Source organism: Cerasibacillus sp. JNUCC 74 (assembly GCF_053667775.1).
Genome location: NZ_CM132207.1, coordinates 2,289,620 through 2,314,733 on the forward strand (window position 1 = coordinate 2,289,620; position 25,114 = coordinate 2,314,733).

At 35.5% G+C, this 25,114-nt stretch carries 27 protein-coding genes and 2 riboswitches; of the genes, 14 read left to right on the forward strand and 13 right to left on the reverse strand.

What is annotated here, in order from left to right:
• Positions 1-2 precede the first annotated feature (2 nt).
• Together gcvT and ltrA are read right to left on the reverse strand one after the other, a co-directional pair.
• Positions 3-1,118, reverse strand: a complete 1,116-nt coding sequence (gene gcvT / locus JNUCC74_RS10200; protein ID WP_454065267.1) for a glycine cleavage system aminomethyltransferase GcvT — start codon at positions 1,116-1,118, stop codon at positions 3-5.
• A gap of 147 nt (positions 1,119-1,265) precedes the next feature.
• Entirely contained in the window at positions 1,266-2,654 is a 1,389-nt protein-coding gene (gene ltrA / locus JNUCC74_RS10205; protein ID WP_454065268.1) for a group II intron reverse transcriptase/maturase, read from the reverse strand.
• Positions 2,655-3,588: 934 nt separating this feature from the next.
• A riboswitch (glycine riboswitch) is annotated at positions 3,589-3,677 on the reverse strand.
• 3 nt (positions 3,678-3,680) lie between these two features.
• A riboswitch (glycine riboswitch) is annotated at positions 3,681-3,789 on the reverse strand.
• A gap of 149 nt (positions 3,790-3,938) precedes the next feature.
• On the opposite strand from ltrA, the gene JNUCC74_RS10210 reads away from it, so the two are divergent.
• Both JNUCC74_RS10210 and JNUCC74_RS10215 read left to right on the forward strand, forming a co-directional pair.
• Positions 3,939-5,600 carry a DEAD/DEAH box helicase gene (locus JNUCC74_RS10210; protein WP_454065269.1) on the forward strand — a complete coding sequence of 554 codons (1,662 nt, stop codon included), beginning with the start codon at positions 3,939-3,941 and terminating at the stop codon, positions 5,598-5,600.
• Positions 5,587-6,369 (forward strand): YqhG family protein, encoded by a 783-nt coding sequence (locus JNUCC74_RS10215; protein ID WP_454065270.1) that lies wholly within the window; start codon positions 5,587-5,589, stop codon positions 6,367-6,369. The genes JNUCC74_RS10210 and JNUCC74_RS10215 overlap by 14 nt, the downstream gene beginning before the upstream one ends.
• Before the next feature lie 10 nt (positions 6,370-6,379).
• On the opposite strand, the gene JNUCC74_RS10220 is transcribed toward JNUCC74_RS10215, so the two are convergent.
• Positions 6,380-6,571 carry a YqzE family protein gene (locus tag JNUCC74_RS10220; RefSeq protein WP_454065271.1) on the reverse strand — a complete coding sequence of 64 codons (192 nt, stop codon included), beginning with the start codon at positions 6,569-6,571 and terminating at the stop codon, positions 6,380-6,382.
• Positions 6,572-6,715: 144 nt separating this feature from the next.
• Here JNUCC74_RS10220 and comGA point away from each other — a divergent pair, with 144 nt between their 5' ends.
• The 8 genes from comGA to JNUCC74_RS10260 all read left to right on the forward strand — a co-directional run bounded on the left by comGA (position 6,716) and on the right by JNUCC74_RS10260 (position 11,302).
• Entirely contained in the window at positions 6,716-7,732 is a 1,017-nt protein-coding gene (comGA, locus tag JNUCC74_RS10225; protein ID WP_454065272.1) for a competence type IV pilus ATPase ComGA, read from the forward strand.
• Positions 7,689-8,741 (forward strand): competence type IV pilus assembly protein ComGB, encoded by a 1,053-nt coding sequence (gene comGB, locus JNUCC74_RS10230; RefSeq protein WP_454065273.1) that lies wholly within the window; start codon positions 7,689-7,691, stop codon positions 8,739-8,741. The genes comGA and comGB overlap by 44 nt, the downstream gene beginning before the upstream one ends.
• 13 nt (positions 8,742-8,754) lie before the next feature.
• A complete protein-coding gene (gene comGC, locus JNUCC74_RS10235; protein WP_454065274.1) occupies positions 8,755-9,063 on the forward strand; it encodes a competence type IV pilus major pilin ComGC in 309 nt (102 codons plus the stop codon).
• Positions 9,026-9,481 (forward strand): competence type IV pilus minor pilin ComGD, encoded by a 456-nt coding sequence (comGD, locus tag JNUCC74_RS10240; protein WP_454065275.1) that lies wholly within the window; start codon positions 9,026-9,028, stop codon positions 9,479-9,481. Before comGC ends, comGD begins: the two co-directional genes overlap by 38 nt.
• Complete coding sequence (locus JNUCC74_RS10245; RefSeq protein WP_454065276.1) at positions 9,468-9,806, forward strand: type II secretion system protein; 339 nt, start codon at positions 9,468-9,470, stop codon at positions 9,804-9,806. The genes comGD and JNUCC74_RS10245 overlap by 14 nt, the downstream gene beginning before the upstream one ends.
• Entirely contained in the window at positions 9,757-10,203 is a 447-nt protein-coding gene (locus JNUCC74_RS10250) for a competence type IV pilus minor pilin ComGF (RefSeq protein ID WP_454065277.1), read from the forward strand. The genes JNUCC74_RS10245 and JNUCC74_RS10250 overlap by 50 nt, the downstream gene beginning before the upstream one ends.
• Entirely contained in the window at positions 10,175-10,564 is a 390-nt protein-coding gene (locus tag JNUCC74_RS10255) for a hypothetical protein (protein WP_454065278.1), read from the forward strand. The genes JNUCC74_RS10250 and JNUCC74_RS10255 overlap by 29 nt, the downstream gene beginning before the upstream one ends.
• Positions 10,565-11,059: 495 nt before the next feature.
• Complete coding sequence (locus JNUCC74_RS10260; RefSeq protein WP_077320855.1) at positions 11,060-11,302, forward strand: DUF2626 domain-containing protein; 243 nt, start codon at positions 11,060-11,062, stop codon at positions 11,300-11,302.
• 68 nt (positions 11,303-11,370) lie between these two features.
• Here the strand turns inward: JNUCC74_RS10260 and JNUCC74_RS10265 are convergent, their stop codons facing one another.
• A complete protein-coding gene (locus JNUCC74_RS10265) occupies positions 11,371-11,994 on the reverse strand; it encodes an MBL fold metallo-hydrolase (protein ID WP_454065279.1) in 624 nt (207 codons plus the stop codon).
• Positions 11,995-12,157: 163 nt separating this feature from the next.
• Between JNUCC74_RS10265 and JNUCC74_RS10270 the strand changes: the two genes are divergently transcribed.
• Complete coding sequence (locus JNUCC74_RS10270) at positions 12,158-12,328, forward strand: DUF2759 family protein (protein ID WP_077320859.1); 171 nt, start codon at positions 12,158-12,160, stop codon at positions 12,326-12,328.
• 602 nt (positions 12,329-12,930) lie between these two features.
• Here the strand turns inward: JNUCC74_RS10270 and JNUCC74_RS10275 are convergent.
• The 4 genes from JNUCC74_RS10275 to JNUCC74_RS10290 form a co-directional block, all read right to left on the reverse strand.
• Positions 12,931-14,853 carry an LTA synthase family protein gene (locus tag JNUCC74_RS10275; RefSeq protein WP_454065280.1) on the reverse strand — a complete coding sequence of 641 codons (1,923 nt, stop codon included), beginning with the start codon at positions 14,851-14,853 and terminating at the stop codon, positions 12,931-12,933.
• Between the two features lie 583 nt (positions 14,854-15,436).
• Entirely contained in the window at positions 15,437-16,399 is a 963-nt protein-coding gene (locus JNUCC74_RS10280) for an ROK family glucokinase (protein WP_454065281.1), read from the reverse strand.
• A gap of 19 nt (positions 16,400-16,418) precedes the next feature.
• On the reverse strand, positions 16,419-16,613 hold the full coding sequence (locus JNUCC74_RS10285; RefSeq protein WP_454065282.1) for a YqgQ family protein: 195 nt from the start codon (positions 16,611-16,613) through the stop codon (positions 16,419-16,421).
• Positions 16,614-16,947: 334 nt separating this feature from the next.
• Positions 16,948-18,405 carry a spore germination protein gene (locus tag JNUCC74_RS10290; RefSeq protein WP_454065283.1) on the reverse strand — a complete coding sequence of 486 codons (1,458 nt, stop codon included), beginning with the start codon at positions 18,403-18,405 and terminating at the stop codon, positions 16,948-16,950.
• 142 nt (positions 18,406-18,547) lie between these two features.
• Here JNUCC74_RS10290 and JNUCC74_RS10295 point away from each other — a divergent pair, with 142 nt between their 5' ends.
• Complete coding sequence (locus tag JNUCC74_RS10295) at positions 18,548-19,396, forward strand: hypothetical protein (protein WP_454065284.1); 849 nt, start codon at positions 18,548-18,550, stop codon at positions 19,394-19,396.
• A gap of 288 nt (positions 19,397-19,684) precedes the next feature.
• Here the strand turns inward: JNUCC74_RS10295 and JNUCC74_RS10300 are convergent, their stop codons facing one another.
• From JNUCC74_RS10300 to rpmG, 4 genes are all read right to left on the reverse strand, one after another.
• The gene (locus JNUCC74_RS10300) at positions 19,685-21,235 is read right to left on the reverse strand and encodes a rhomboid family intramembrane serine protease (protein WP_454065285.1); all 1,551 of its coding nucleotides are present in this window, start codon (positions 21,233-21,235) and stop codon (positions 19,685-19,687) included.
• 172 nt (positions 21,236-21,407) lie between these two features.
• Complete coding sequence (locus tag JNUCC74_RS10305; protein WP_077320873.1) at positions 21,408-21,587, reverse strand: hypothetical protein; 180 nt, start codon at positions 21,585-21,587, stop codon at positions 21,408-21,410.
• A gap of 193 nt (positions 21,588-21,780) precedes the next feature.
• On the reverse strand, positions 21,781-22,335 hold the full coding sequence (locus tag JNUCC74_RS10310) for a 5-formyltetrahydrofolate cyclo-ligase (RefSeq protein WP_454065286.1): 555 nt from the start codon (positions 22,333-22,335) through the stop codon (positions 21,781-21,783).
• Between the two features lie 490 nt (positions 22,336-22,825).
• On the reverse strand, positions 22,826-22,975 hold the full coding sequence (gene rpmG / locus JNUCC74_RS10315) for a 50S ribosomal protein L33 (protein ID WP_050353076.1): 150 nt from the start codon (positions 22,973-22,975) through the stop codon (positions 22,826-22,828).
• Positions 22,976-23,549: 574 nt separating this feature from the next.
• Between rpmG and JNUCC74_RS10320 the strand changes: the two genes are divergently transcribed.
• A complete protein-coding gene (locus tag JNUCC74_RS10320) occupies positions 23,550-23,765 on the forward strand; it encodes a hypothetical protein (RefSeq protein ID WP_077320877.1) in 216 nt (71 codons plus the stop codon).
• Between the two features lie 18 nt (positions 23,766-23,783).
• Positions 23,784-24,350, forward strand: a complete 567-nt coding sequence (locus JNUCC74_RS10325) for a hypothetical protein (RefSeq protein WP_454065287.1) — start codon at positions 23,784-23,786, stop codon at positions 24,348-24,350.
• Positions 24,351-24,388: 38 nt separating this feature from the next.
• Here JNUCC74_RS10325 and phoU read toward each other — a convergent pair whose 3' ends face one another.
• A complete protein-coding gene (phoU, locus tag JNUCC74_RS10330; protein WP_454065288.1) occupies positions 24,389-25,045 on the reverse strand; it encodes a phosphate signaling complex protein PhoU in 657 nt (218 codons plus the stop codon).
• Positions 25,046-25,114: the final 69 nt, after the last annotated feature.

Genomic DNA, 25,114 nt, shown 5'->3' on the forward strand with positions numbered 1-25,114 from the left:
CCCTATTTTTTTCTTTTATAAAAAGGTGTTTCGACTACTTTTGCTTGAAGTTGCCGTTTTCTAACTTGCACGGTCAATTCAGTACCTATATCGGCATAGTCTGTATTCACTAAAGCAAGACCAAGATTTTTGTTAAGCGATGGCGCCTGCGTTCCTGAAGTAATAAAGCCAACATGCGCTTCCTGATAATAGACATCATATCCTGTCCGCGGGATACCTTTATCGATCATTTCTAAGCCGATAAGTTTTCTGGTTGTACCTTCTTCTAGCTGTTTTTGCAATGCTTTTTTTCCAATGAAATCTACTGCTTTATTCGTTTTTACTGCAAAGGCTAAACCGGATTCTACTGGGCTAATTGTATGAGATAACTCTTGACCGTATAAAGGCAGACCTGCTTCAAACCGCAATGTATCTCTTGCCCCTAACCCAACTGGCTCTACTCCCTTATCTTTACCAGCTTGTAAAATAGTTTTCCATAAAGCTATTCCGCTAGCAGCTGGAATATAAATCTCAAATCCATCCTCACCCGTATAACCCGTTCGCGAAACAAGTGCGGTCTCCTCTATACCAGTGAAATTGACATTATTTTCAAAGCGAAAGAACCGAATAGTTGATAATTCCTTATCTGTTAACGCTTGCAATACTTCTTCAGCGAAAGGGCCTTGTAAAGCAAGCTGCGCATATTTACTGGAAATATCCTCAATAGTTAACTGAGTCTCACTAAACTGATTATGACGAACTAGCCATTGATAATCTTTTTTTGTGTTAGCCGCATTGACGACAAGGAGATAATCATTATCATCAAGCATATAGATTAGAAAATCATCGACAGTTCCACCATTCTCATAACACATAAACGTATATTGGGCACGGTTTGGCGTTAACTTTCCCACATCATTCGTTACCATTTGTTGTAGAAATTCTAGACTTTTCGGGCCTTTAACAGCGATTTCTCCCATATGAGAAACGTCAAATAACCCAGCCTTTGTTCTTGTTATTTCATGTTCATGCTTAATACCGGCGAATTGTACAGGAAGATCCCATCCACCAAAATCAATCGTTTTCGCTCCATGTTCTGCATAAATGGGAAATAAAGGTGTCCGCTTTAATTTACTCATCCCACCACTCCTTTTCCAGACTGAAAATTTGAAAAAATAATTCAACAATGCCATTTTCCGATGTTTGGACAATCGAGTAGAGGGAAAAGTTAAGTAACTTTTTCGCCCCTCTCACACCACCGTACGTACGGTTCCGTATACGGCGGTTCAATAGTTTGAGTGTACGAACTGGTATTGTAGAGCGATGTCTTTATATCCTCTTGATACCAGTTCTTTGTCTGTTAATGAACGATGAAGTACATAGCTACCAGATATAGCCCAGTAGCCTTTTCTTGTATTCGACCATTCATAAGCTTTATGTTTATCGATACCTAAGCGAATTAGATTTTCTCTTTTCGTGCGTTGGTTTTTCCATTGCTTCCAGATATATTGTCTAATCCTTCGCTTCAACCAGCCATTGAGATTCTTCATAAATCCTTTCATTTCCCCTATGCCATAGTAGTTTATCCACCCTGTCATAAGTTGCTGGATTTCTTTTAGAATCACTTCAAGATTCCGTCCACGATTGCGTTTGGTGATTCGCTTGAGTTTCTCTTGGACGGTCACTTTCGCTTTGTTATGAGGACGAATTTTAACCCCATTCTTCGTGGCTAATAGACAGAAGCCAAGAAACTTCTGTTTCAAAGGGCTTCCAACCGCACTCTTTTCTCGGTTAACGGTTAGACTCAAATCTCTCTCAAGAAAGGTAGTAATATTATCCATTACTCGATATCCTGCTCTTTTACTTTTCACATAGATATTACAATCATCTGCGTAACGAACGAATCGATGACCACGCTTTTCTAATAGTTGGTCTAGTTCATTTAAATAGATATTACTGAGTAACGGAGATAGGTTTCCGCCTTGCGGCGTTCCTTGTTCTGATTTTTCGAAGATACCGTTAATCATAATTCCACTTAACAAGTATCGTCTTATCAAGTGAAGCACTCGCTTATCAGATATCCGTTTTTCCACGAAGTACATGAGTTTGTCATGATTTACCGTATCGAAGTAGGATTTCATATCCAGGTCCACTACATATTTGTACCCTTGTTCGTAGTACGATTTTGCCCGTATGATGGCATGATGCGCACTACGTTTTGGACGAAACCCAAAACTATTATCGGAGAACGTTGGTTCAAATATTGGTTGTAACACTTGGTTGATAGCTTGTTGAAGCATCCGGTCGATGACTGTGGGAATCCCCAGTTTCCTCTTTCCACCATCTGGTTTCGGAATTTCAACCCGCAGAACGGGTTGCGGTTTATACTTTCCTTGACGTAACTGGGTTAATAATTCCTCCTTGTGTTCCTTCAAGTATGGGAGTAGCTGGTCGTACGTCATACCGTCGACCCCTGCTGCTCCCTTATTTCTGACTACTTGAAGGTAAGCTTGATTTAAGTTGTTCCTTGATAGGATTCTTTCAAACAGATTGGATACACCATTTTGATTGTTCTGTTCACCATGAAAGGTACTATGCGCTTCAACATACCCTTCATGTTCCACACTATCTCTCTGCCGATAGCCAGATTCTCCTGTTTTCTGCAGTTGTCGCACCTTCCACACCTCCTAGTGCTTTCAAAATTTCTATTGTTCGATCCTTCATGTTTCGTCAGCTAACATTACTATGACCTCTGCTGACTTCTTGTGATTCACCAAAACGTCACCACTTTGGTTGTGCTGGTTCGTTATCAATCAACTCCCACTGCACCCTCACAAGACCTCCCCCGGTAAGAACGAAAACTTTCCTCCCATGTAACTGTTAGATTTACTGTATAGGTTTCGGGCAGTATTGGACTTTATCTTGTCACGCAGATTTATCCGACCTAATTCAGCCTTCTATCTAATTTCTGTTCGTCAGTTCAGGAGTTTGCGTCCAGCTTCCTTCAGCCACTACCTCACGATAGCCACCTTGCCTTCCGCTAACAGTTCCTACTGCCAAGCCTGTAGTGGACTTTCACCACCAAGTTTTCGCCCATGCAGGGCGCACGTTAGAAAAACTTGGCTTGTCGCCAAGTCTTTAGCGAAAGCTGTCGTTTTTCTTATACGATAAAGTGAAACTTCATTCAGTAGGAGTTTTCTTCCATCTCCTACTGAATGTTAGTTAAACGAATCGGGCATTTAGGTGCCGTTTTCTCCCACTTAGACCTTTTGTAACAACTCAAGATTTTGAAGTGGGAGTCTTATGGCACCTTACATGCGGGATAAATCCTAAAAATTTTATACTTTCCTATAGTGAAACAAAAGTGTAGCTTGGTTAGCTTAGCCATGTACAAACGGCAAAACTTCTTCTAGATACAGTGAAATTTCATTCAAAGAGTGCTTTTGTTCTTGAATGTTAGCCAATGTTAACTGATTGTAAGCAGAGATCGAAGTTTATTACTTTTTAAGTGCATCAGCTAGACAAAGCTACCATTTCAAAAATACCCATTAAGTAAAATGGATATTTTTTAGTCAGTAAAAAACAGAGATCCATTGCATGAAATGAAATCTCTGTCCTGCTACCAGAAAGTTGCATACCAATAGCATATTGGTATTTGCTTCGTGGGTGGTTTACATCTTTGTAAACTCTCTCCAGAGTCGCGTCCTACAAGAGTCTGTTTGCCTGAGAGATTCGCTTTCACTTGCTCCTTCGGCGTTACATAGCGGTAAGAACCATCTCCGCATTCGTAAGCTCTCCCCTTGTATTCATTCGCTTTTATGAAAAATTAACGTTTTGGTTATACTATGTAATACCTTTATCGGCAATGTAGCGTCTTTTTTTTACTGTGTATTATTATATCACATATTTAGAAAGATAAAATAGATAACCCAATAATCTATAGAAAAAGGAAGTATACGATGAAATCCATTTATTTAGATAAAGATACAGTGTTTATTAAAGAACTTGAAGATAGACTCGAAAAAAACACCTCTCTTTCGTCCTGGGAGCTATTTAAAATGGCCTATGAAGCCGAGCAAACTACTATGTCTCCTTATTTTAGAGGGTTACGGGCATTGGAATTCTTACCACATATGGAGTTTTTAAAACATCAGATCCACACAGCCGAGCAAGTTATTGAACAAATGAATGGTAGAGCTATTTTGGCTGATGAAGTTGGGCTTGGAAAAACAATTGAAGCAGGATTAGTATTAAAAGAATATATGATTCGTGGCTTAGTGAACAAAGCACTAATTCTTGTTCCAGCCTCATTAGTCAATCAATGGGAAAAAGAATTAAATGAAAAATTTTATATCCCTGCTGTTGCTTATCGGAAAAACATGAGCTGGGAGCAAGGTAATATAATTATTTCATCTATAGATACAGCAAAACGTGAGCCACATCGAAGTACAATTCTCGGTATGGACTATGATTTTGTTTTAGTAGACGAAGCTCATAAATTAAAGAATCATAAAACGAAAAATTATGCTTTTGTTCGTTCATTAAAGAAAAAGTATTGCCTGCTCTTAACAGCAACTCCTGTGCAAAATGAATTAATAGAAATCTTTAACCTCGTTTCCATTTTAAAGCCTGGGCATCTAGGTAATTATGATTCTTTTGTTAAGAGTTACGGTAACGACCGTAAAAATATGAAGCACGATCTATACTTAAAACAGCTTGTAAAAAAGGTAATGGTAAGAAATACAAGAAAAGATACTGGCTTAAATCAAGTAAAACGAAATATTGAAACCATATGGACAGAATTCTCAAAAGAGGAAGCTGAGGTTTATCAATGGTTAGAAAATAGCAGTGCATTACTTCCATCCTTTTCTAAGATTACATTACTCCGTGAATTTTGTTCTTCAAGAGAGGCCTGCTATTTATCGCTCAAAAAAATGCTAACAGAAAAACCGGAGTTAGATGTATTTCAGCAAATCACGGAAAAAATTGAGCAATTACCTCACCATAAAAAAGCGGAAAAAGCAGTTGAACTGATTCAACAAATCGGCGAAGAAAAAGTGATTATTTTTACGGAATATAGAGCCACTCAATTTTATTTGCAATGGTATTTACAGCAACACGGCATCTCTTCTGTTCCTTTCCGCGGAGGCTTTAAACGCAGTAAAAAGGATTGGATGCGCCAGCTTTTTCAACATCATGCTCAAGTATTAATTGCTACAGAAGCTGGTGGTGAAGGAATTAACCTGCAATTTTGCAACTATATGATTAACTATGACCTGCCATGGAACCCGATGCGCTTAGAACAGCGAATTGGGCGAATTCATCGTTATGGCCAGGATAAAGATGTTCATATATATAATTTTGCTATCAAAGATACAGTCGAGGAACATATTATGAAACTGTTGTATGAAAAAATTCACCTGTTTGAGCAAGTTATTGGCGATTTAGATGCAATATTATCAGAACTGTCCATCCATGACCTTGAACAAGAAATTGAACAAATTTATGCTGAATCGGCTACTACTGGAGAAGCAAAAATAAAGCTCCATAATTTATCTGCAGTTATTCAAACGGCACATAACACAGCTAATCAGGAGGAACAACAATATGGCGATGCGTAATCATTTAAATAAATTTCTGATCTCATTTTTTCAAGCTAATAACTGTAAAATTCTTCATAATAATGATGGAATCATAACGATTCAGTTAACAGAGAAAATGGATAAAGTTCTTATGAATCGCCCATTTTACTGGCATTATATAAAAAAAATGGGATATCCTGGTGAGCCTATGCAGCTAACGTTGATAACAAATCCGCACAAACGAGATGAAAAAGGGGAATGGATTCATTTTGGAAGCCCGCGTTTACAACAAATTATTCGATATTTACAAGAAAACGAAAAATATACAAAGCTTTTTCAACAAATAGCACCTATCGTCCATACCCCACTTTATCCCTGGCTCGTTACCAATATAAAAATAAGCTATAAAGGAAAATATAAACGAGATGAACTATTTTCTATCGGCTTAAATTTAATTAATGGCACCATGAAATCAGACATGATGCAAACATTAGCGCAGCTTCCTTTGAATACAACCATTTCTGACTTTTGTTATACGCTTTCTCCGATGATTAAGCTAAAAAGTGGGTATAAGCGGATTGAGACTGTTCTCGACCAATATGTAGAAAATCAAGATCATGGTTGGGCGGTTGACTCATTACAAGCATTGGAGGAAGAAGCCAAGCTACTTGAGCATTTTTATAAAACGGATACAGAAGATGAGCAGATGGAACGGGAACTAGAGGAGATTACCAAAAGATACCAACCACAAATTACGTATCAAGTTGTAAATGGTGGACTATTTTATTTAACGACGGACATCGCTTAAGCAGGCAAGATTACCTTGCCTGCTTTTTGTATTTATGAAGCATGATGCGAAACGCAAATGGTAAAATACCAAACCAATGATGAATATAGGCTGTATTAGGGGTTCGTTTTTTCTGCCGCCGCTGCTTTTTTTCTTCAGCAGGCAAATCTAAATAAGTCACTATTTGCATCGTAATAAATTCAATATAATCCTTTGTTGACATCCTACCCCTCCTTTATCAAACAGTTTACTATTAGCTTTACCAAACAAAAAAGCACTATGACAAAAAAGTTTTTAAAAAAAGAAGGGTTTTATATTTTCTTGTCGAATATACAGATTTAAGCAAATCAAGGAGGTGAATTCGTTTTTGAATCTTGCAGAAACCATGTCGAAAAAAATTCTTCAGTATGCGATTGATCAAGACGCTTCCGACATTCATTTCTCCCCTTTGTCCAAGCAAACAAATATTTATTTACGAATCCAAGGGAACCGAATTTTTTATAAATCTATCCCCATCTCTACTTATCAACTTTTGTTAGCATTTTACAAGTTTACATCTGCAATGGATATTGGAGAAACAAGAAAACCACAAAATGGCACGATTACGTTTCAATTTGCTGATCAATTCTTCGATCTTCGCTTGTCTACCTTACCTGTCAAGCAAATGGAAAGCTTGGCAATTCGAATTCTTCCTCAACAAGAAGGGCTTTCTCTTCACCAACTTTTTTTATTTCCAAATCAACTTCATCATTTATTATCATGGATCACAAGACGATCTGGCTTAATTTTGATTAATGGACCAACTGGAAGTGGAAAGACAACCATGTTATATGCAATTCTTCAAGCTTTACAGCGACAGAAATCTTTTCAAACCATTACATTAGAAGATCCCATTGAAAAAGATCTTGAACAGGTTTTACAGGTCCAAATCAACAAAAAAGCAGGAATCACTTATCAATCCGGTTTTAAAGCAGCACTTAGACACGATCCCGATATTATTATGGTTGGTGAGATTCGCGACTCCCCGACAGCTAAATTTGCACTTGAAGCCTCCTTATCTGGACATCTTGTCTTAAGCACAATCCATGCTTCTCATGCATTAGGGACATTATATCGATTGAAAAGTCTCGGATTAATGATGACTGATCTGCAACAAGCATTAATTGCCATTGCTTCTATTCAATTAATTCCGTTTGAAACAGTAAAGCATGGACTTAAACGAGCCGCTATACTGGAGTTATTAGATGAGCCATTACTTGCTGCTTATTTCCAAAAGGGTATAAATTGGCAAATCAAAAAATATCATTCCTTTACTCATTTACGAAAGAAGGCGTTTGCTTATGGCTTCATTACTAAAGAGGCATTTTTTAACCTCCAAGAATGAATTAACTGATGATGAGCAGTTACGTTTGCTTAAGCGACTGCATCGACTATTAGAAACTGGATACCCACTGATAGAAGCACTTGAAGTAATTAGCTGGGATAAGCAGCTCCATTATTCGGCTAAAGAAATCATGAACATACTAACTTATGGAAAATCATTAGATCAAGCCCTGCAATTAACCTCGTTTCATCCTTCGATTACCAGTTACCTCTCTTTTGCAAAATCCAATCAAAATCTGCAGGAAAATATAAAGCGCTGCTGTGACATGTTTGAACGGCGACAAACATATACACGCAAATTTAAACATGTTATTCGCTATCCAATCATTCTGTTCATTATTTTTGTACCTATCCTATTTGTGTTAAAGCAAGCCGTTATCCCTTCATTTATTGAGCTTTATAAAGGGACACCCGGATCTTCTCCAATACTTGTCATTTCTTTATGGCTCATTGACTTGTTAGGGGTTTTATTAATTGTTCTTCTGCTGCTTATATTCGTCGTTGCCGTTTTTTGGAAAATTTATCGACATCGACTGGAAATGGATAAACAAATACAGTTATATGAACGTATACCTTTTTATCGCAGTTATTTGAGATTGCAAACTTCCTTTATGTTTGCCAGCCAATTTAGCACATTGATTAAAACGGGTCTTTCCTTTAAAGATATCCTGGAACAGATGACGAAGCAAAAAAAACAGCCAATCATTTCCTATTATTCATCATTAATGATCAATCAACTATCAGAAGGGCGACATCTCTCTACATTACTTTCGCAATTCCGTTTTTTAGAAAAGCCGCTTACAAATATATTCCAAAAAAACAATAATACAGAAACACTAGAAATGGATTTAATGGTTTATGCTGAAGTACTAATGGAAGAAACAGAACGAAAAATAGTCCGCATGATGACATATATTCAACCCGTTTTTTTTATTATTATTGGCTGCTTTGTTTTATTTATTTACTTGACACTGATGTGGCCGATGTTTCAACTGATTAAAACGATATAAAGGAGACATTGCAATGTTGAAAAAAAATGACGCTTTTACGCTGATTGAGATGTTAATTGTGCTTATGATTATATCCGTGTTAGTTATTCTTATTATTCCAAACCTAGGAAAGCGAAGTAAAGAAGTAAATCATAAAGGCTGTGATGCTCTTATATCAGTAGTACAGGCACAAGTAGATACGTATCATGCTGAAAAGAATCGCTATCCTAGCAGTTTAAATGCAATGATACCTGAGTATCTAAACGAAGAACAAAAAACATGTAATGGAAATAAGGAGTTAGTATATGATAGAGAATCAGGAAAAGTTCGTGCACCCAACTAAAGCTAAGCAGGGTTTTACTTTAGTCGAAATGTTAATTGTACTAAGTATTTTCATGATCTTAATAGGTTTAAGCACTCCGCCTATTCTATCAGCTTTATACAATGTGGAGAGTGCAGCTGTTATTCGTAAATTAGAATCTGATGTTATGATGGTTCAACACTTGGCAGCTACAACACCAAGTGGCGTTTCCATTCTTTTGTTAGAAACGCGTTATTACATTTTACAATCTGCACGTATTATTAAGGAAGTTAATTTACCTGAAGGTTTCAGCATTAATAGTACGACATCAAGGTTCATTGAATTTGATGCTAATGGCAATTTTAAAAATCCACGTTCCTTTTTTATCTCTTCCCCCTCAAAGCGATACAAAATTATTTTCGCATTCGGTAAAGGCAGGTTTCGCGTTGAAGAAAAATAATGGCTTCACCCTAATAGAAGTGATGGTTGCCGCGAGTATTTTACTAACCTTTATCAGCCTCCTTATCCCTGCTGTATCTCTTTTGAAAACAGAAAAGCAAATATTAAGCGATCGACGTATGGTTACTTTTGAACTACATGATCAATTACAGCAATTTTTTTGGCAGACAACAAGGCTTAAACGTGATAGATACTCAATAGAAGTGAACACATTACCTGTTGAAATTACCATCTCTACTGAAAAAGAATACTTGAAAGGATGTGCATATTGGAAAAATGCAAAGCAGCGACAAGAAAAAATTTGTTTATATGGCCTTCCACAATAAAGAAGGATTCACCTTTATTACAACCTTGCTTATGATGGGAATATTAGTAATCAGCTTACCTTTTCTTAGCTATTTAATTCAAGTAGTAACAGAAAGAAGCGATCAATCAGAATTATCTGTCGGTCAGTTTTTCTTATTCATGCGAAATGAAGTCATGCAAGCGAAACAACTACAAGTTTATCCCAATAAATTAAAACTAACTGCCAAAGATGGAGCAACTGCCTCATTCGAGCTGTATCAACAGCTTATACGTAGACAAGTGGATGGCAAAGGGCATGAAATATATTTACGAGATATACAACGTTTACAATTTATTTCACTTCCTTATGGAGTTCGATTAATGGTTACAACGATAGAAGGTGAACAATTTGAAAAAGAAATTATTTTTTATCAATAAACAACATGGTTTTATGTTACCATTAGTTTTAATCATCATTTCTTTAGTCATTGTATTGATGTCATCTAATATTCACCATTATCACAATAATTTAGCTATAACAAAGAACCAAATCGATCAAGTTACAATAGAAACATTAATTCAAATAGCTAGAGAAAAATTGAAACGTAAACTATTAGAAAATGAACAATTGGATAAGGAAACCTTCACTCTGCCACAAGGAGAGGTGAACGTTCGTATAACCCGAATAGATGAACATAGTTATCAGCTATTGTTTACTGTCACGCTTGATGAACAATCAAAATTCCAACAGATAGGTTTTATGAATATAACTAAAGAAGCTAAGATAATTAGTCATTAACAACAACAAGGTATAGTGGTTGTTCAAAAACGATATAAAGTGAAACTTCATTCATTGAAAATTTCCTTTATTCGCTACTGATAGAAGTATAACGAAGATTAAAATCTCGGACGTCCTTGAAAAATCGCGATGTGTCACTGTTGTAGCCCTCCCTGGCCTTGAAAACTCGCGATGCTTATTCAAGAAGCTTTCCCTGGCCTGTCTCCCCGAATGAACCTGGCATTAGATGCCGTTATCTCCGCTTGAGTTCTTTGTATTCTCAATTACCATTAAAGCGAGAGTCTTACGGAACCCTGGATGGTGTAAAATGATAACGAATTCCATCATCAAATAGCTTTTATAAATCATTCCCCATATATTTATGACTAATATTACATTTAGCAAAAACTCATTCTAATGCTCCATACAATGTTTCCGATTTATTACTTTCATTTACAAGTTTATTTTCCTCGTTTATAATGTCTATGATAAGGTTACCAAAAGGAGGGGGATAACATGGATCGAATGTTTCGTGGGTTAGCCTTTTGGACAGGGATATTTACAGTGATGTTCTATGTGGGCGATATGCAAAAAACTGCAGTTTTATTTCTTGTTCAAACGGCTTTTTTCTTAACATTAAGTTATTTGAAACTGTCTGAACGAATGTATATGTATTTATTCGGAGCTTATTGTACCATTTTCTTTATTGGGTTTACATGGTATTCAGAATTTATACTTGTACCTGGATTCGGAAATTAACATCCTAAAACCCTGCTTACATATGTTGAATAGCAGGGTTTTTGTTTTGTTAATTTTACGAGCTTCCATCACAGTGTAAAGAAAGGGTTGTTTATCTTTTCAAATCCGATATTCGTTTTTGGTCCATGCCCAGGAAAAACAGTATAAATATCATCTAATGTATATAAAGAGGTTGTGACTGATTTTTCTAATTGAGCATAGTTACCACCTGGAAGATCTGTACGTCCGATTCCTTGATAAAATAAAACGTCGCCACTAATAACAAACTCATCATCATGGAAGATAAAACTAACACTGCCAGGAGAATGACCGGGTGTGTGGATCACCTCAATCGAAAATTCACCGATCATCATTTTTTCAGGTACTAATAATCTGTCCGGTTGCGCTGTCTGTACTTGTTGTTGCATGAATAATAAGGAGCCATTTTTTTGCGGATCCTCTAACCAGCTTGCTTCTGCTTCATGAAGATAAACATCAATTTGATAGGTCTTTCTCAACTCATCTACCGCACCAATATGATCAAAATGTGCATGTGTTAATAAAATAGCTATTGGCGTTAGTTCGTGCTCAGTAAGAAACTCCTTTACTTTATCAGCTTCACCACCTGGATCAAAAATTAAGGCTTCTTTTGTTCCATGTACAACATAACAATTTGTACCTAACGGACCTAAAGACATAGTTTCAATATTCAATTACTTTTCTCCTCTCATTCAAATGTAAATCCTTGATTTGTCTCGACAAACTGCATATAATACTATAGAATAAGTTATATAATCGGACTAGTTACATAATAATACAAATGGATTTCCTATAGCAAGATTAGCAATCTAGGAAGTATAAGGGAGGATCAGTTTTATGCATATCGTCTTAGGGGTATTATTTTTATTAGTAGCTATACTAGCAGTTGTATCTATCGTACGTCAACTTAAATTCAAAAATTTCTTAGCAATTGCATTTTCGGCAATTACAGCTTTAGCATTTGGTTTTTTTGCAATTGCAACAATCATTTCAGAATTAAAAGGATAGATAACGTAAGTAAAACAAGCTAACTTTTCTAGTTAGCTTGTTTCTTTTTTGCCTAAACTTCCGGCTGTTTGCCTAAAACTTTGAAAATAATCTTTTTTGCTATACTTATTCTATTATCCACTAATTACCTATGAAATGCTTTTCAGTTTTAAACTGCTATCACAAAAGATTCCGTACTGTACAATCAATCCACGATTTTAAACATACGCTTATACACGTACAAAGTGCAACCGACATACAAACTGGCTGAGGAGGTAAAAATGAAACTTCATTCAAGGGAGGGCTTTTTCCTTTAAACAGTAGATCTACCTTGAAAACTGCAATGCGTCGCTGACGTAGCTTTCCCCCTACGTAAAAATCGCGACGTATTGCTGTCGTAGTCCTTCTTGTCATTGAAAAACCACGATGCTTATTCAAGAAGCTTTACCAACTTATCCTAGGAAGAAAATAGGAGTATGCTACAGCTTGAGCGCATGTGTTAGACAAAGCTACCTAGATTTCCACCAATTAGAAAGGACATAAGTTCTTAAACACTAAAAAGCTTCAATCCGTAGAACATCTTTTCTACGGATTGAAGAGCTAATTTTAAAACACCCATATATTTAATTATTTTTATCAAAATCAAGAAAACGGAATAAGTCACCATAAATGAGATCATCGGAGTAACCCAGTTCTTTTTCCACTTGTTCCCGAATTGGATCACAAACTTGCTTCTCTTCCTCATTTTCTTCTTTTCCTGTACTATCATTCTTATTATCTTCTTCAGCTATTGGTTCACCCGTTTTTCGATCATAGCATGTGTTATTTGTATACATATGGTCTTCACTAATAAAGCTTCCATCACGTAGGGCAATGAATCCTTTTCGATTATTGCTAAATAGATCATTACCAAATTGAATATCATCGCTATTTTTTATACCTAATACATTTAATAACGTCGGTTTTACGTCAATTTGACCAGAAACCTCTGATTTAACCCCGCCTTTTCCATAACCAGGAATGTGAATAAATAATGGCACTCGTTGTAATTGAACTTGATCATATGGTGTGATCTCTTCTTTACCCAAATACTGGCTCATTGCCCGATTATGGTTTGCGCTAATTCCGTTATGGTCTCCCATAATAACGATAATAGAATTCTCATAGAGGCCTGATTTTTTTAATTGATTAAAGAACTGCTCAATTGACTCATCCATATACCTTACAGTTGGAAAGTAATTATTTAGGGTACTGGAATTAGAATTATACGGTTCGATTGATTTATCTTCTTCACCCAATTCAAATGGGAAATGGTTTGTTAATGTGATCAATTTTGCATAAAATGGTTGCTGCAATTTTTGTAAAATTTTAGTGGATTGCTCAAAGAATGGTTTATCTTTAAGACCCCAACCAATCGAGTTTTCCTCTGTTACCTCATACGATTCCTCACCATAATAGTGATCAATTCCTAAACGTTGATACATCTGATCACGATTCCAAAAGCTTTTATTATTGGCATGTAGAACACTAGTGTAATAACCATTTTTTCCTAATATTTCCGGCATGGCATTAAACTCATTTTGGCCATGGGTAAAGAATACTGCTCCACGAGAGAGTGGATATAAGGAATTCTCTACAATAAATTCTGAATCCGATGTTTTCCCTTGCTCCGTTTGATGATAGAAGTTTTCAAAATAAAATGTGTCTTTATCTTTTGTTAAACGATTTAAAAATGGAGTAATTGGCTCACCGTTAACTTTATTGTTAATAACAAAGCTTTGCAGTGACTCTGCATTAATGAAAATTACATTTTTACCTTTAGCAACACCAAAAAGCTCTGATTTTTCATTACGTTTCATATTTTCATCGACATATTCTTGAATTTCTGGTAATTCATTTCCATCAGCAAACACCCGCTGCGTTTTTGCTTTTGCCTGTGTAGCAAGATCATAAATATGATAATTAAACAACCCAATATTCTTCACTAAATATTCTCTATCAAAAGCTCGAGTAAATAACTGTGGTCGTTCCATTTCAGCCAAAAAGAAATTACCTGCCAATAACACGAAAGACATAGCTAAAGCAAAAACTTTTCCGCTTTTTGAATATTGGACAATCTCTTGCTCTGATCGCCTTTTACTTAGATACCAGATGAATATGACATCGACAAACAATAGAATATCAAATGGCTTAATTAAAGTTAAAATACTAGACCCCAAATCAGCTGCATTACTAGCCTGGAACAACTGCGGTAACGTAATAAAATCAGTAAATGAACGATAGAATACTAGATTTGCGTAAATAATCAAGGTTCCAACCAATGCTGTATACCGCAAAAATTTCATTTGCCTCGTTTGTTTTTTAAACCAAACACTCAAAGCAAAAACAAGAAATGCAGATACAAATGGGTTGATAAATAAAATAACCTCTTGCATTATATTTTCCAATTCAATGGAAAACATAAAACGATAAACAATATATGTTTTAATGCCAAATAATAGTGTAGCTAAAACAAATAATGGTATATTCTTTCGTTTTAACTCCATACAACTTCCTCCTGCTTCTTACCTTATAGATATAAATTACCATACTCCCCTTCTAGGGAAAAATGATAGCTACGTAAAAGTTATAGCTGCTCCTAAAAGAAAAAGTTCAAAAAATCCGTCAAAAACATGTGATATACTTCGTTTTCTGCGAATCTAATATCTATTGGTATATCTTCTACTTATAAGGAACTTACTTCTCTTTGAACACATACTAATATTAAGAGACATAGTTAAGTTTTCTTGTGGTACAAAATCAAATCTTAAATTATGGTTTATTAAATAATAATCATACTAAATTCATTTCCATTTTACAACAGTAAAATAATCCCAAGGTGCGTTTGGGTTTACCATGCGTTTTCTTTTACCCTATTTAGCTTCATTATAAACATGACGTATAATATATGTTAAAAATATGTGAAAAGGATATTTTTCTAACACTCGTTTTTGCGTAAGTTGACTCTTTTACTTCAATAAATATTCCCATTACATTAGGTACTTCTTAACGATAAAAAAAGTAGCTATTAATTATGACGGTTTGTCCAGCCAAAAAGTTTCAATAATCTCGTTATTTATCTTCATTATACTATTTTTGTAGTTTTTGTTTTACTAGATAAGCCGCGCCTATGATACCAGCATCATTACCTAATTGGGCAAACGCTAATTCACAAGTTTGGTTCACTTTTGGAAGTGCATATCGATCAAATGCTTCGCGAATAGCGGAAAGTAGCGGCTCACCCGCTTTTGACACTCCTCCACCAATTAAAACTTTAGCAGGATTAAGAATAACACCCATAGTTGCAATTGCCATACCTAATACATCAGCAGTGCGAGCAACGATCTGTTCAGCATCTTGGTCACCTTCTGCTGCTAGTTGAAAAACATCCTTTGCAGTAATTGTTCCATTTGTTGCTATTATAGAAGCTAGTTTACTTTTAGGAAACTCCTCTGCCTTCTGTTTTGCTTGGCGCACGATACCGGTCGCTGAAGCAATGGTTTCTAAACAACCTTTCTTACCACAGTTACAACTAGCGCCATCCTTTTCAATAATTATATGGCCGATTTCGCCACCTAATCCTGCTTCACCATTAATGATTCTTCCGTTAGCAATAATACCTCCGCCTACACCTGTACCAAGTGTAATCGCGATTAAGTTTGCAACTTGGTGACCAGATCCTCGCCAATTTTCACCTAAAGCAGCCACATTAGCGTCATTTTCAACAAACACTGGTAATTGTGCTAGTTTTTTTAATAAATCACCTAACGGATAGTCTTTCCAACCAATATTTACTGCCTCGTATATAAAACCTGTTTCGTCTTCTATAAATCCCGGGGCGCCAATCCCTATACCAAGAATTTGTCCTTGCTTCATTCCTTTTACTTCTATTTTTTTAGTTATCGAATCCCATATATCATGAATGATATGAATACCACCATCATTTGTATTTGTTGGGATTTGCCATTTGTCAAGTATGTCTCCTTCATTACTAATCAGTCCTAATTTAGCTGTAGTTCCTCCTATGTCGATACCAATAATTATCTGTTCCAACTTCAAGACTCCCTTTTTTCTATTTTTTTAATGATGTTATTTCTTTTTTTAAAATTAGTTTTGCTTTCACGTATAACTCTTTTTCTATAAACCCTAGCCCGTGTAGTTCATCTAACTCCATTTCAAACATTTGGAGATCACCAAGACGACTTCCGGTATAAATGAATGTACCATACCTTTTTAACAATTGCTGGATATCATAGACTGATTTCATTAATGATCACCAAATTTCATTATACTAAAACTGTGTAAGAAAAAGAATAGATTGTAAAAAAATGAGCATGATTTAGAGGATAAATACCTAAAGCCATAAAACCACTTTTTAGAATTTGCATCTATTTTACATGAACAAAAAGCTAGAAGGCGCTCGTTTAGCGACGTTTAAATTGGAGATCTTCTAATGAGTTTAAAGAAACTAGGCAAGCCGATGTCGATATATCGTAAGACGGTCGGAGTTTGCTACGTGTTCGAACGCATATGCTAGACGAAGCTACTTCCAAAAAGAAGTCCACATTGCGTTCTCAGACATTGAAAAGACCCAAATCTTCTTAACGATCTGGGTCTTTTGGATGCAGAAATGCTGGACGTCGGTTTTTCAGTGGTATTGGGGAACGCAAGAAGACATCTCGAAACGGACGGTAGGAAAAGGGAAGAAATGGCCAAAAATATGGTACATGAAAAGATTCCATACGTGCTAAGTAGAGAATCCAAATGGTTATTCCAACGATATAGCCTATACCACCAAATAAAGCTACACAAATCAATAAAAAAATGCGAACTAATCGGTTGGCCAAACCTAACTCATAACTTGGTGTAGCGTAAGTTCCAATCGCTGCAACAGCCAAATAAAGTACTACCTCATGAGAAAACCAACCAACTTGAACAGATACTTCTCCAATCATAATGGCAGCTACAAGTCCAAGTGCAGTTGCTAATGATGAAGGTGTATGAATGGCTGCCATTCGCAAAATATCTATTCCTACCTCTGCTAATAAGAACTGCATGAATAAAGGTACGACCCCTTGGTCAGTAGGCCCGATATATTGAAGGTTCGCTGGTAAATACTCAGGATTTTTCGTAAATAAGTAATACAATGGCAAGATAAAAATGGATGCCCACACGGCAAAAAAGCGAACAAAGCGCAAATATGCACCTACTAGCGGCTTTTGTCGGTACTCCTCCGCATGCTGAAGATGATGAGCATATGTAGCCGGGGTTATCGTTACACTTGGAGAACCATCAATAATGATAACGACATGTCCTTCATACAAATGGGCTGCAGCCGTATCAGGGCGCTCCGTGTATCTCACTGTAGGATATGGATTCCAATGCCTACCACTAATATACTCTTCGATTGTTTTTTCAGCCATTGGCAATCCATCGGTATCGATTTGCGCCAGCTTGTCTTTTAAAGCTTCTACTCTACGCTGATCTGCAATATCTTCTAAATAGCAAATACAAATATCTGTTTTTGATCTTCTTCCTATTTGCATATACTCCATGCGTAAAGAGCGATCACGAACTCTACGTCTTGTGAGTGCTGTATTAAAAATAATGGTCTCTACATAACCATCCCGTGATCCCCTAACAACCCTTTCTAAATCTGGCTCTTCCGGTGAGCGAGCTGGATAGGTTCTTCCATCTATCATAATTACTTTATCGATTCCTTCGACTACCAATGCTGCAGGCCCACCAAGAACAAGATCCGTTACTTTATTTAAATCATCGACCTCATCTACCTCAACATATGGAATATATGTTTCAACCAACTTTTTAAGTGTATTCGTTTGGATATCTTCTGGCTTCAAATCAGCAAATAAATCCATAATATACAGTAATATATCATCTTTGATAAATCCATCAATTAAAAAAAATACCATTTTAACTCCAGCATATTCCAGGTCACGTTGTACAATATCAAAACTTTTGTCTACAGCTAATCGATCGCGTATATAGTCACGATTTTTTTCAAACGAACGAAATAAGGGCTGCTTATCCTTTTGCATATACTCACCTATCCATTTTCATTACTATACGTATTGTGTGGATTTTGTGATTGTTCTATGCATTTGCTATATAAATAGCATATCGGCGTAAGTGGCTGCATATAGTGAAAAGAAGAAAGCTTGTACAAAGGCGGGGGATAGTATGAAAAAAGTAATCATCATACTCTGTGCAGGAATAATTTTAGCGAGCATATGTATTATAAATGTACAAACAAAACCTGCAATTACTTACTTTCCAATCGATCAAGATACCACCTTTTCCACTGCAAAAACTTCTCTTTCTCTAATTACGGAAAAAGAAAATGACAATTACAAACTATTGTGGCAGACTAATTCCACAACCGACATCCCCGTATACTTAAGACAAGATGTTTCCTTGCTTTTTGACAATGGCAGACTTCGTGGCGCTTTAACCAAATGGGTTCAAAATACAGATACAATCCAATTAAAAGAGATGCTACAACTTGAAGACAGCAGCTTATATCAATCTATTTCTTTTCATCACGGTGAAATTCATAAATCAAGAGACGAGATTAAAAGCATCCAAAAAATGTCTAGTGATTATCTTTACGTGATTGATTCACCAACAACTCCGCTTGTGTCATTTAAAACAGCGAAGAGTAATTATGAAAGAGAATGGAAAGATTTGCTTGATCGAACCTCCAAGCAACAGTTATTATACCATTGGAATACGTTATTAAATCATTTTCAAATCGATAAAGAAAAATACTTAGCGGTTCCTTTAACTAGTTTGGATAAATATCAAAACGAACCACTTCCTTCTCTTTCACAAGCACAAACCAATAAAATAATTGGTCAGCTATGGGAAGGTTTATACAAAAATTATGTGATCCCAATTGTCAAAACAGAAAAAGAAGTAGTAGATAGTTATATCCCTTTAATTTTATTTGATAAGGAAAATAAGCACCTGCTTGTTCTTTTTGAATTAAATAAAAAAAAGAAACAACTGATTCAAGAATATTCCCTGTAACAACAATAGATTTTCAAAATATTGTTCACCATATAATTATTATGTAAACTTATCAATGAGAGTATGGGACATAATTAAAAAGCATCAAATTTAAATGCGATGTTTACTGGAATAGGCATGCTTATAAAAAGAGAAATCCGAACTAATTCGAATTCTAATTAAAGAATCTTGAATCACGCTTCGGATTTTTCTTTGACTAAAACACATTTTCCCCAGTCCCTCTCTTATAACTGATCCTCTGATCGTTCCACTATCCGATTAATAAAAACCAGATGTAAACTTTCTGGATTATTTTGCTACTTTTCCGGTAATTTCCTCATATAACTCGATAAATTTTGGGTTATTCGGATCTAATTGATATGCTTTTTCGATAGCAGCATCCGCCTTATTCATCTCCCCTTTACGAAAATATAAGGAAGCAAGATTATAATGCGCCTCTGGAACGCTATTATCCAGTTCAATGCTTTTCTCTAGATCTTTGATTGCTTTATCAGGCTGGTTTAATTTAATATACGCATAAGACCGCTGAAATAAGATAGCCGCTTTTAAGTCCCCTTCACTGCGTAATGCTTGATTAGCATGCTCAATCGCCTTATCATAATTTCCTTCCTTTACCAGTCTTTCTAATTGCATAGCATGATAGAGTTGACTACTCTGATTATTAACTAGCCCATATTGAACAACACCAAATAGAAGCGCAATGAATATGACAAGTGCACTTAATTGTTTTAGTAACTCTCTATGTTTCGGCAAATGGACTATTGACGATGCGATAAAACCAGCGATAAGACCACCTAAATGTGCACCATTATCAATTTGCGGAACAGAGAACCCAAAAACGATGTTAATACCTATTAACAGGAGCACGTTGGTGCCAATGGTTTGGAAAAATATTGTACGATGATAAAGCCCGAAAAATAGTAATGCGCCAAACAGTCCAAATAAAGCGCCGGATGCTCCGGCAGCTATGTTTACAGAAAAAGCAAAACTAGCCAATCCTCCGCCAATCCCTGCTAGAAAATAAATGATCAGAAACCGGATGGATCCATAGATTCTTTCAACTAAAGATCCCAAATAATAAACGGCAATCATATTCATTGCCAAATGGAGTAATCCAATGTGTAAAAACATGGAGCTAATTATCCTCCACCATTCACCATCTTCAATAATTGCAGGATTAAACTTAGCACCAAATTTGATTAATGTTTCCGTATTTTTACTGCCTCCATTCAATTCAAGGAGTAAAAACATACCGATACATAAAAGCAAGATAATATATGTAAGTCTTGGCTTACCAAAGGAAAAAACAGCCTTCGTTTGTTGTTGATGATCAAACACATGTTGAGTTAAATACTGTTTATAGGACACTAACTTCCTTTCTTTTTCCTCTATATCCAATGAAAGATCTGTATCTGTGATGGAAACACCGACTTCATTTGCAAGTCTTTGTTTTTCTTCTTCATAAAGAGAATTAGATAAGTAATAAAGATGCATTGAAATAGATTGCTTGGTATTTAACTTCATTGGTTTTTTTAAAAGTTCCCAATTATCAACTGGGGCATGTTCAGAAATATAAATATTATGTATTTCAATAATTCTTCCACGTAACATACGCTTCATTGCTTTCACTTTCTGAAAAACAACGGCGATATCTTTTTTTAAATGATTTGTCCAATCAAATCCCTGGTTAATCAATCGTACAACATTTGAAGTTTTTCCTTGCTTCTTTTCCAACCATATTTCATTGCCTTGATCATTTACATATAATACATCATAATTATCAGCGGAAACAAATTGAACTGCCAGTTTGTACAACTTATATTGTTCATCCAAATACATTACCACATCTCCCCTTAAGTTCTACCTTCATTAAACTGATTCTTGTTAAGCTTTTTCTCTTTATATAATAGTTTAAGTGCTATATATGATAAAAGAAGTTGTTTCCCACAACTTCTTTTTCCAGTGGATGGTATTCATGTATCTGTTTGGCATGAAAATTCTTCACCATTTATCATGATTTAAACATCCAAGGGATTAATTTACTGCGTACTGTCGGCATATTCATTGATAGTTGGACAGCTAATTTACGCAAAAAACTGATCGCCAAAAGAGTATTCATTACTCGATAGCGCCATTTAAATAATAAAGTTGCAGTAGTTAGTATACCAGCAATTAAAACTATAATACGCAATAGGAACACCTCTTTTTTCTAAGTTGTGTTCTTAGTTATGGCAGAAGCATGAAGTTTTATACATTTATCCCGCATTTGACTTGCAGTTGGACCCTCCACTTATCCTTCAAAGTTTCACCTCGTAGCATTGGTGGAGGTCTTACAGTCAGTTACATGCGGGATAAAATCATTGTAAAACTTAACTACCTTCCTTTTATATCCATCCTTGCTCCGTAATTAAATGGTCAACAGGTAAGTCAAAAGGATCCTTTGGGATGGTATCAATGAGTTGAGAACTATGTAGAATCGATGCCGTTTTATTTTTATACTTTACTAAAAATCGGTCATAATATCCACCGCCAAAGCCAATCCTGTATCCTTGTCGATCAAAGATAATACCGGGAACTAATAACAGATCCATTCGCTCTGGTGGGATATGCTTTGTCATACTCGGTTTTGGTTCAAGCAAGCTGTAGTAAACAACTTCTAATTGCTCATATGTATTGATTTGATAAAATTCCATACCTTTTGTAGCTGGAAAACATTTTGGCACACAAATTGTTTTCCCTTGCTCCCAGCCCGTTTCAATAATTTTCATTGTATCCCATTCAAACCCTTGTGATATGGTTATACCAACAGTTTCTGCTTGTTTCCACAAGTAAGAAGTAAGGAGATGAGCATGTAACTGTTTCTCCGTTCCCTTTTTCTCTTCCTCACTGAATTGTTTTAACTTAGCAATTCCAGTCGAGCGCAATTTCTCCTTCGTCACTAAGCTAGCTTCCTCCCTTCCATATGGTTGAAGTGATCTATAATTGGCGTATAATGTTATTTCAAGCAGTAGAATCTATGATAATTAGATGCTTATAGAATGCAAAAACAAACCAAATATATGACCCTTATTGTTATCCATTTTTTAACAGTCTTACACTTATCACTTTTCTATATATAACTTTACCATAATTTTAGGCAAGAACAAAAGCTCAGGCGCTTGTTTAGTGCATACAATTTGGTTAGTTTCTAACGAGATCAAAAAGATATGCCTCTGCAACAGGAGTATGCCGACGCCAGCGGCAAGCCCGCTTATAGTCGGCCTTCTTTTAGACTCAAGCCGATGCTGACTTGTCGAGGAAAAAGAAGGGAGTTTGCTACAAACTGAGCGTTTAAGCTAGACGATGCTATTTTCAAAACGTTATCCACCATGAAGACTATGATAATAATAAAACCTTTATCTTTTCGATAAAGGTTTTATTAAGAAGATCTTATTTTGTTTCTCGATGTAGAGTATGTTTTTTTAGTCGTGGACTATATTTCATAAGCTCAAGACGCTCAGGATTTGTACGTTTATTTTTAGTTGTAATATAATTACGATCTCCTGTTTCAGTGCAAGCTAAAGTAATATTAACGCGCATTTTCTTCCCTCCAAACTATATCAAATTCCTTTATCACGTAATAGCGAAATTTTCATTTCAGACTTAATCATAATATCAAATATTACCGAAAGTATCAAGGCTTAACCTGGGATTATTTTTCAGCAAAAACTTAATCATTAGAATGGTTAATGAACGAATGCTACGCTTCAATTTTCAGTCTGAAATCATTATTATTTACTAATAAAACCTTGTTCTAAAGGAATTAACCTTCAGCTTCTCTCAAAATTACCTGAGCATTTTACAAATACAAATATATGAAATCATATACTCATGGTATATCATAACTTTAGCTGGACAAGTAAACTCTATTTTTGATTTTTAGTACATTTTTTTATATAATTCAACATATGTGGCTACTCCTACTTAACTTTTTAATAGTTTGTAAAAGTTACATTTACATCCACATTTTCTGGATCCCCCTTGCCAAATCATGACTTCATGCAATCAATTCGATATAAAAAATAATGTTGTTTCGGCAAAAATAACAAAATTATAATGGCTTTTCGATAGTATTTTATGATATAACTAGTATTGAGTAAAAGGAGGGAACCAGATGTTATATGCAATTATTTCCATTATTGTTGTGGGAATTGTTTTACTTGCAGTATCATTTTTTATGAGTGATCGAATTGAGCAAGTCGAGAGTCAATTAGAACAATTTTCCATTACAACGATGCAAGATACATACCAAATAAAAAAGAAGATTAAAATCTTAGAAGAAGAGTTGCTAACAGAAGATTTTACCGAAAATCGCATTGATAATAGATAATGAAGGGAGGAGGAAAACATGAAACAACCCGTACGTGTTTTTGCTATGGGCTTATTAACTGCCGGTGTTATCATGCTAGGCGTTTATTTTTTTTCCAATGGAAATATTCAAACTGCAGATAACCTATCCGACGAAGAACTAGTGACACTAATTGAAGAAAAGGGTTATCACGTTTTATCAGACTCTGAGTATGTTGCTCTATCTGTTGATGAACAAGGGGCCACAGATTCCCAGGATCCTCAGAAAGAAGAACAGCCAACGTCAAAAGCGAAAGCAGCAGAAAAAACGAACGATGAGCAAAATAGAGACAAACAAAAAGAAGCTGACAACAACAAAGATCAAGAGGATAAAGAAAAAGATAAGGAACAAGAAGATAAAAATAAAACATACACATTAAAAATTAAATCAGGAATGCCTTCTTCGGATATAAGCGATCTATTAGAAGAAAATAACATTATTGATGATGCTAGTGAGTTTAATAAGTATTTAGAGAAACATAATTATAGTGAAAAAGTACAATTAGGTAAATTTAAAGTATCAAGTGATATGAGTTTATATGAAATAGCAGAAGCAATTACAAAATAAGCTAAAAAGCAGCACTTTGTCTGCTTTTTAGCTTATTTTTAATTTAAATTATAGTTTTCGCCTTTAATCAAATATAAAATGCTCTCACCAATATTCGTAATATGATCCCCAAAACGCTCTAGATATCTAGAGCATAAAGAAATCTGCATAATATATTGGATCTTATCAGGATTTGTTGCTGTCTCTCCTAATAATTCACTAAGAATTAGCTTATTTTCTTTATCAACGAAATCATCCATCTCAGCTAGCTGACTGGCTAATTTGCTATCCTCTTCCATAAAAGCTGTGATAGCTGTATGAAGCATATGGATTAATGCATCCTTCATTGTATGCAGTCGTTTAGGAATTAGCGCCTCCTCGCTTTCTCCTAAACGAATCGTTGAACGTGCAATATTTCTAGCATTGTCAGCCATTCTTTCTAAATCCGCAACGATCTGTAAAGCAGTAATTAGCCGTCGTAAATCAGTAGCCACTGGATTTTGTTTTGCAATTAGCAATACGATTTTATCGTTTATTTCTAATTCTTTTTTATCAATATCTTTATCGGCTTCAATCACTTGTTCAGCTAATTGAATATCTTGATTAAATAGTGATTCCACAGCATTTTTTAAAGCTTTTTCTGCCAAGTTAGCTACTTCAACAATTGCATTGTCAATTGCTTTCAGTTCTTGATCAAATTGCCCTCTTGTCTGCATATTGCACCCTCCTAATCTGCCAACATACCATTATTCTAGCAGAACACTATGTATGAATTATTGAGATTA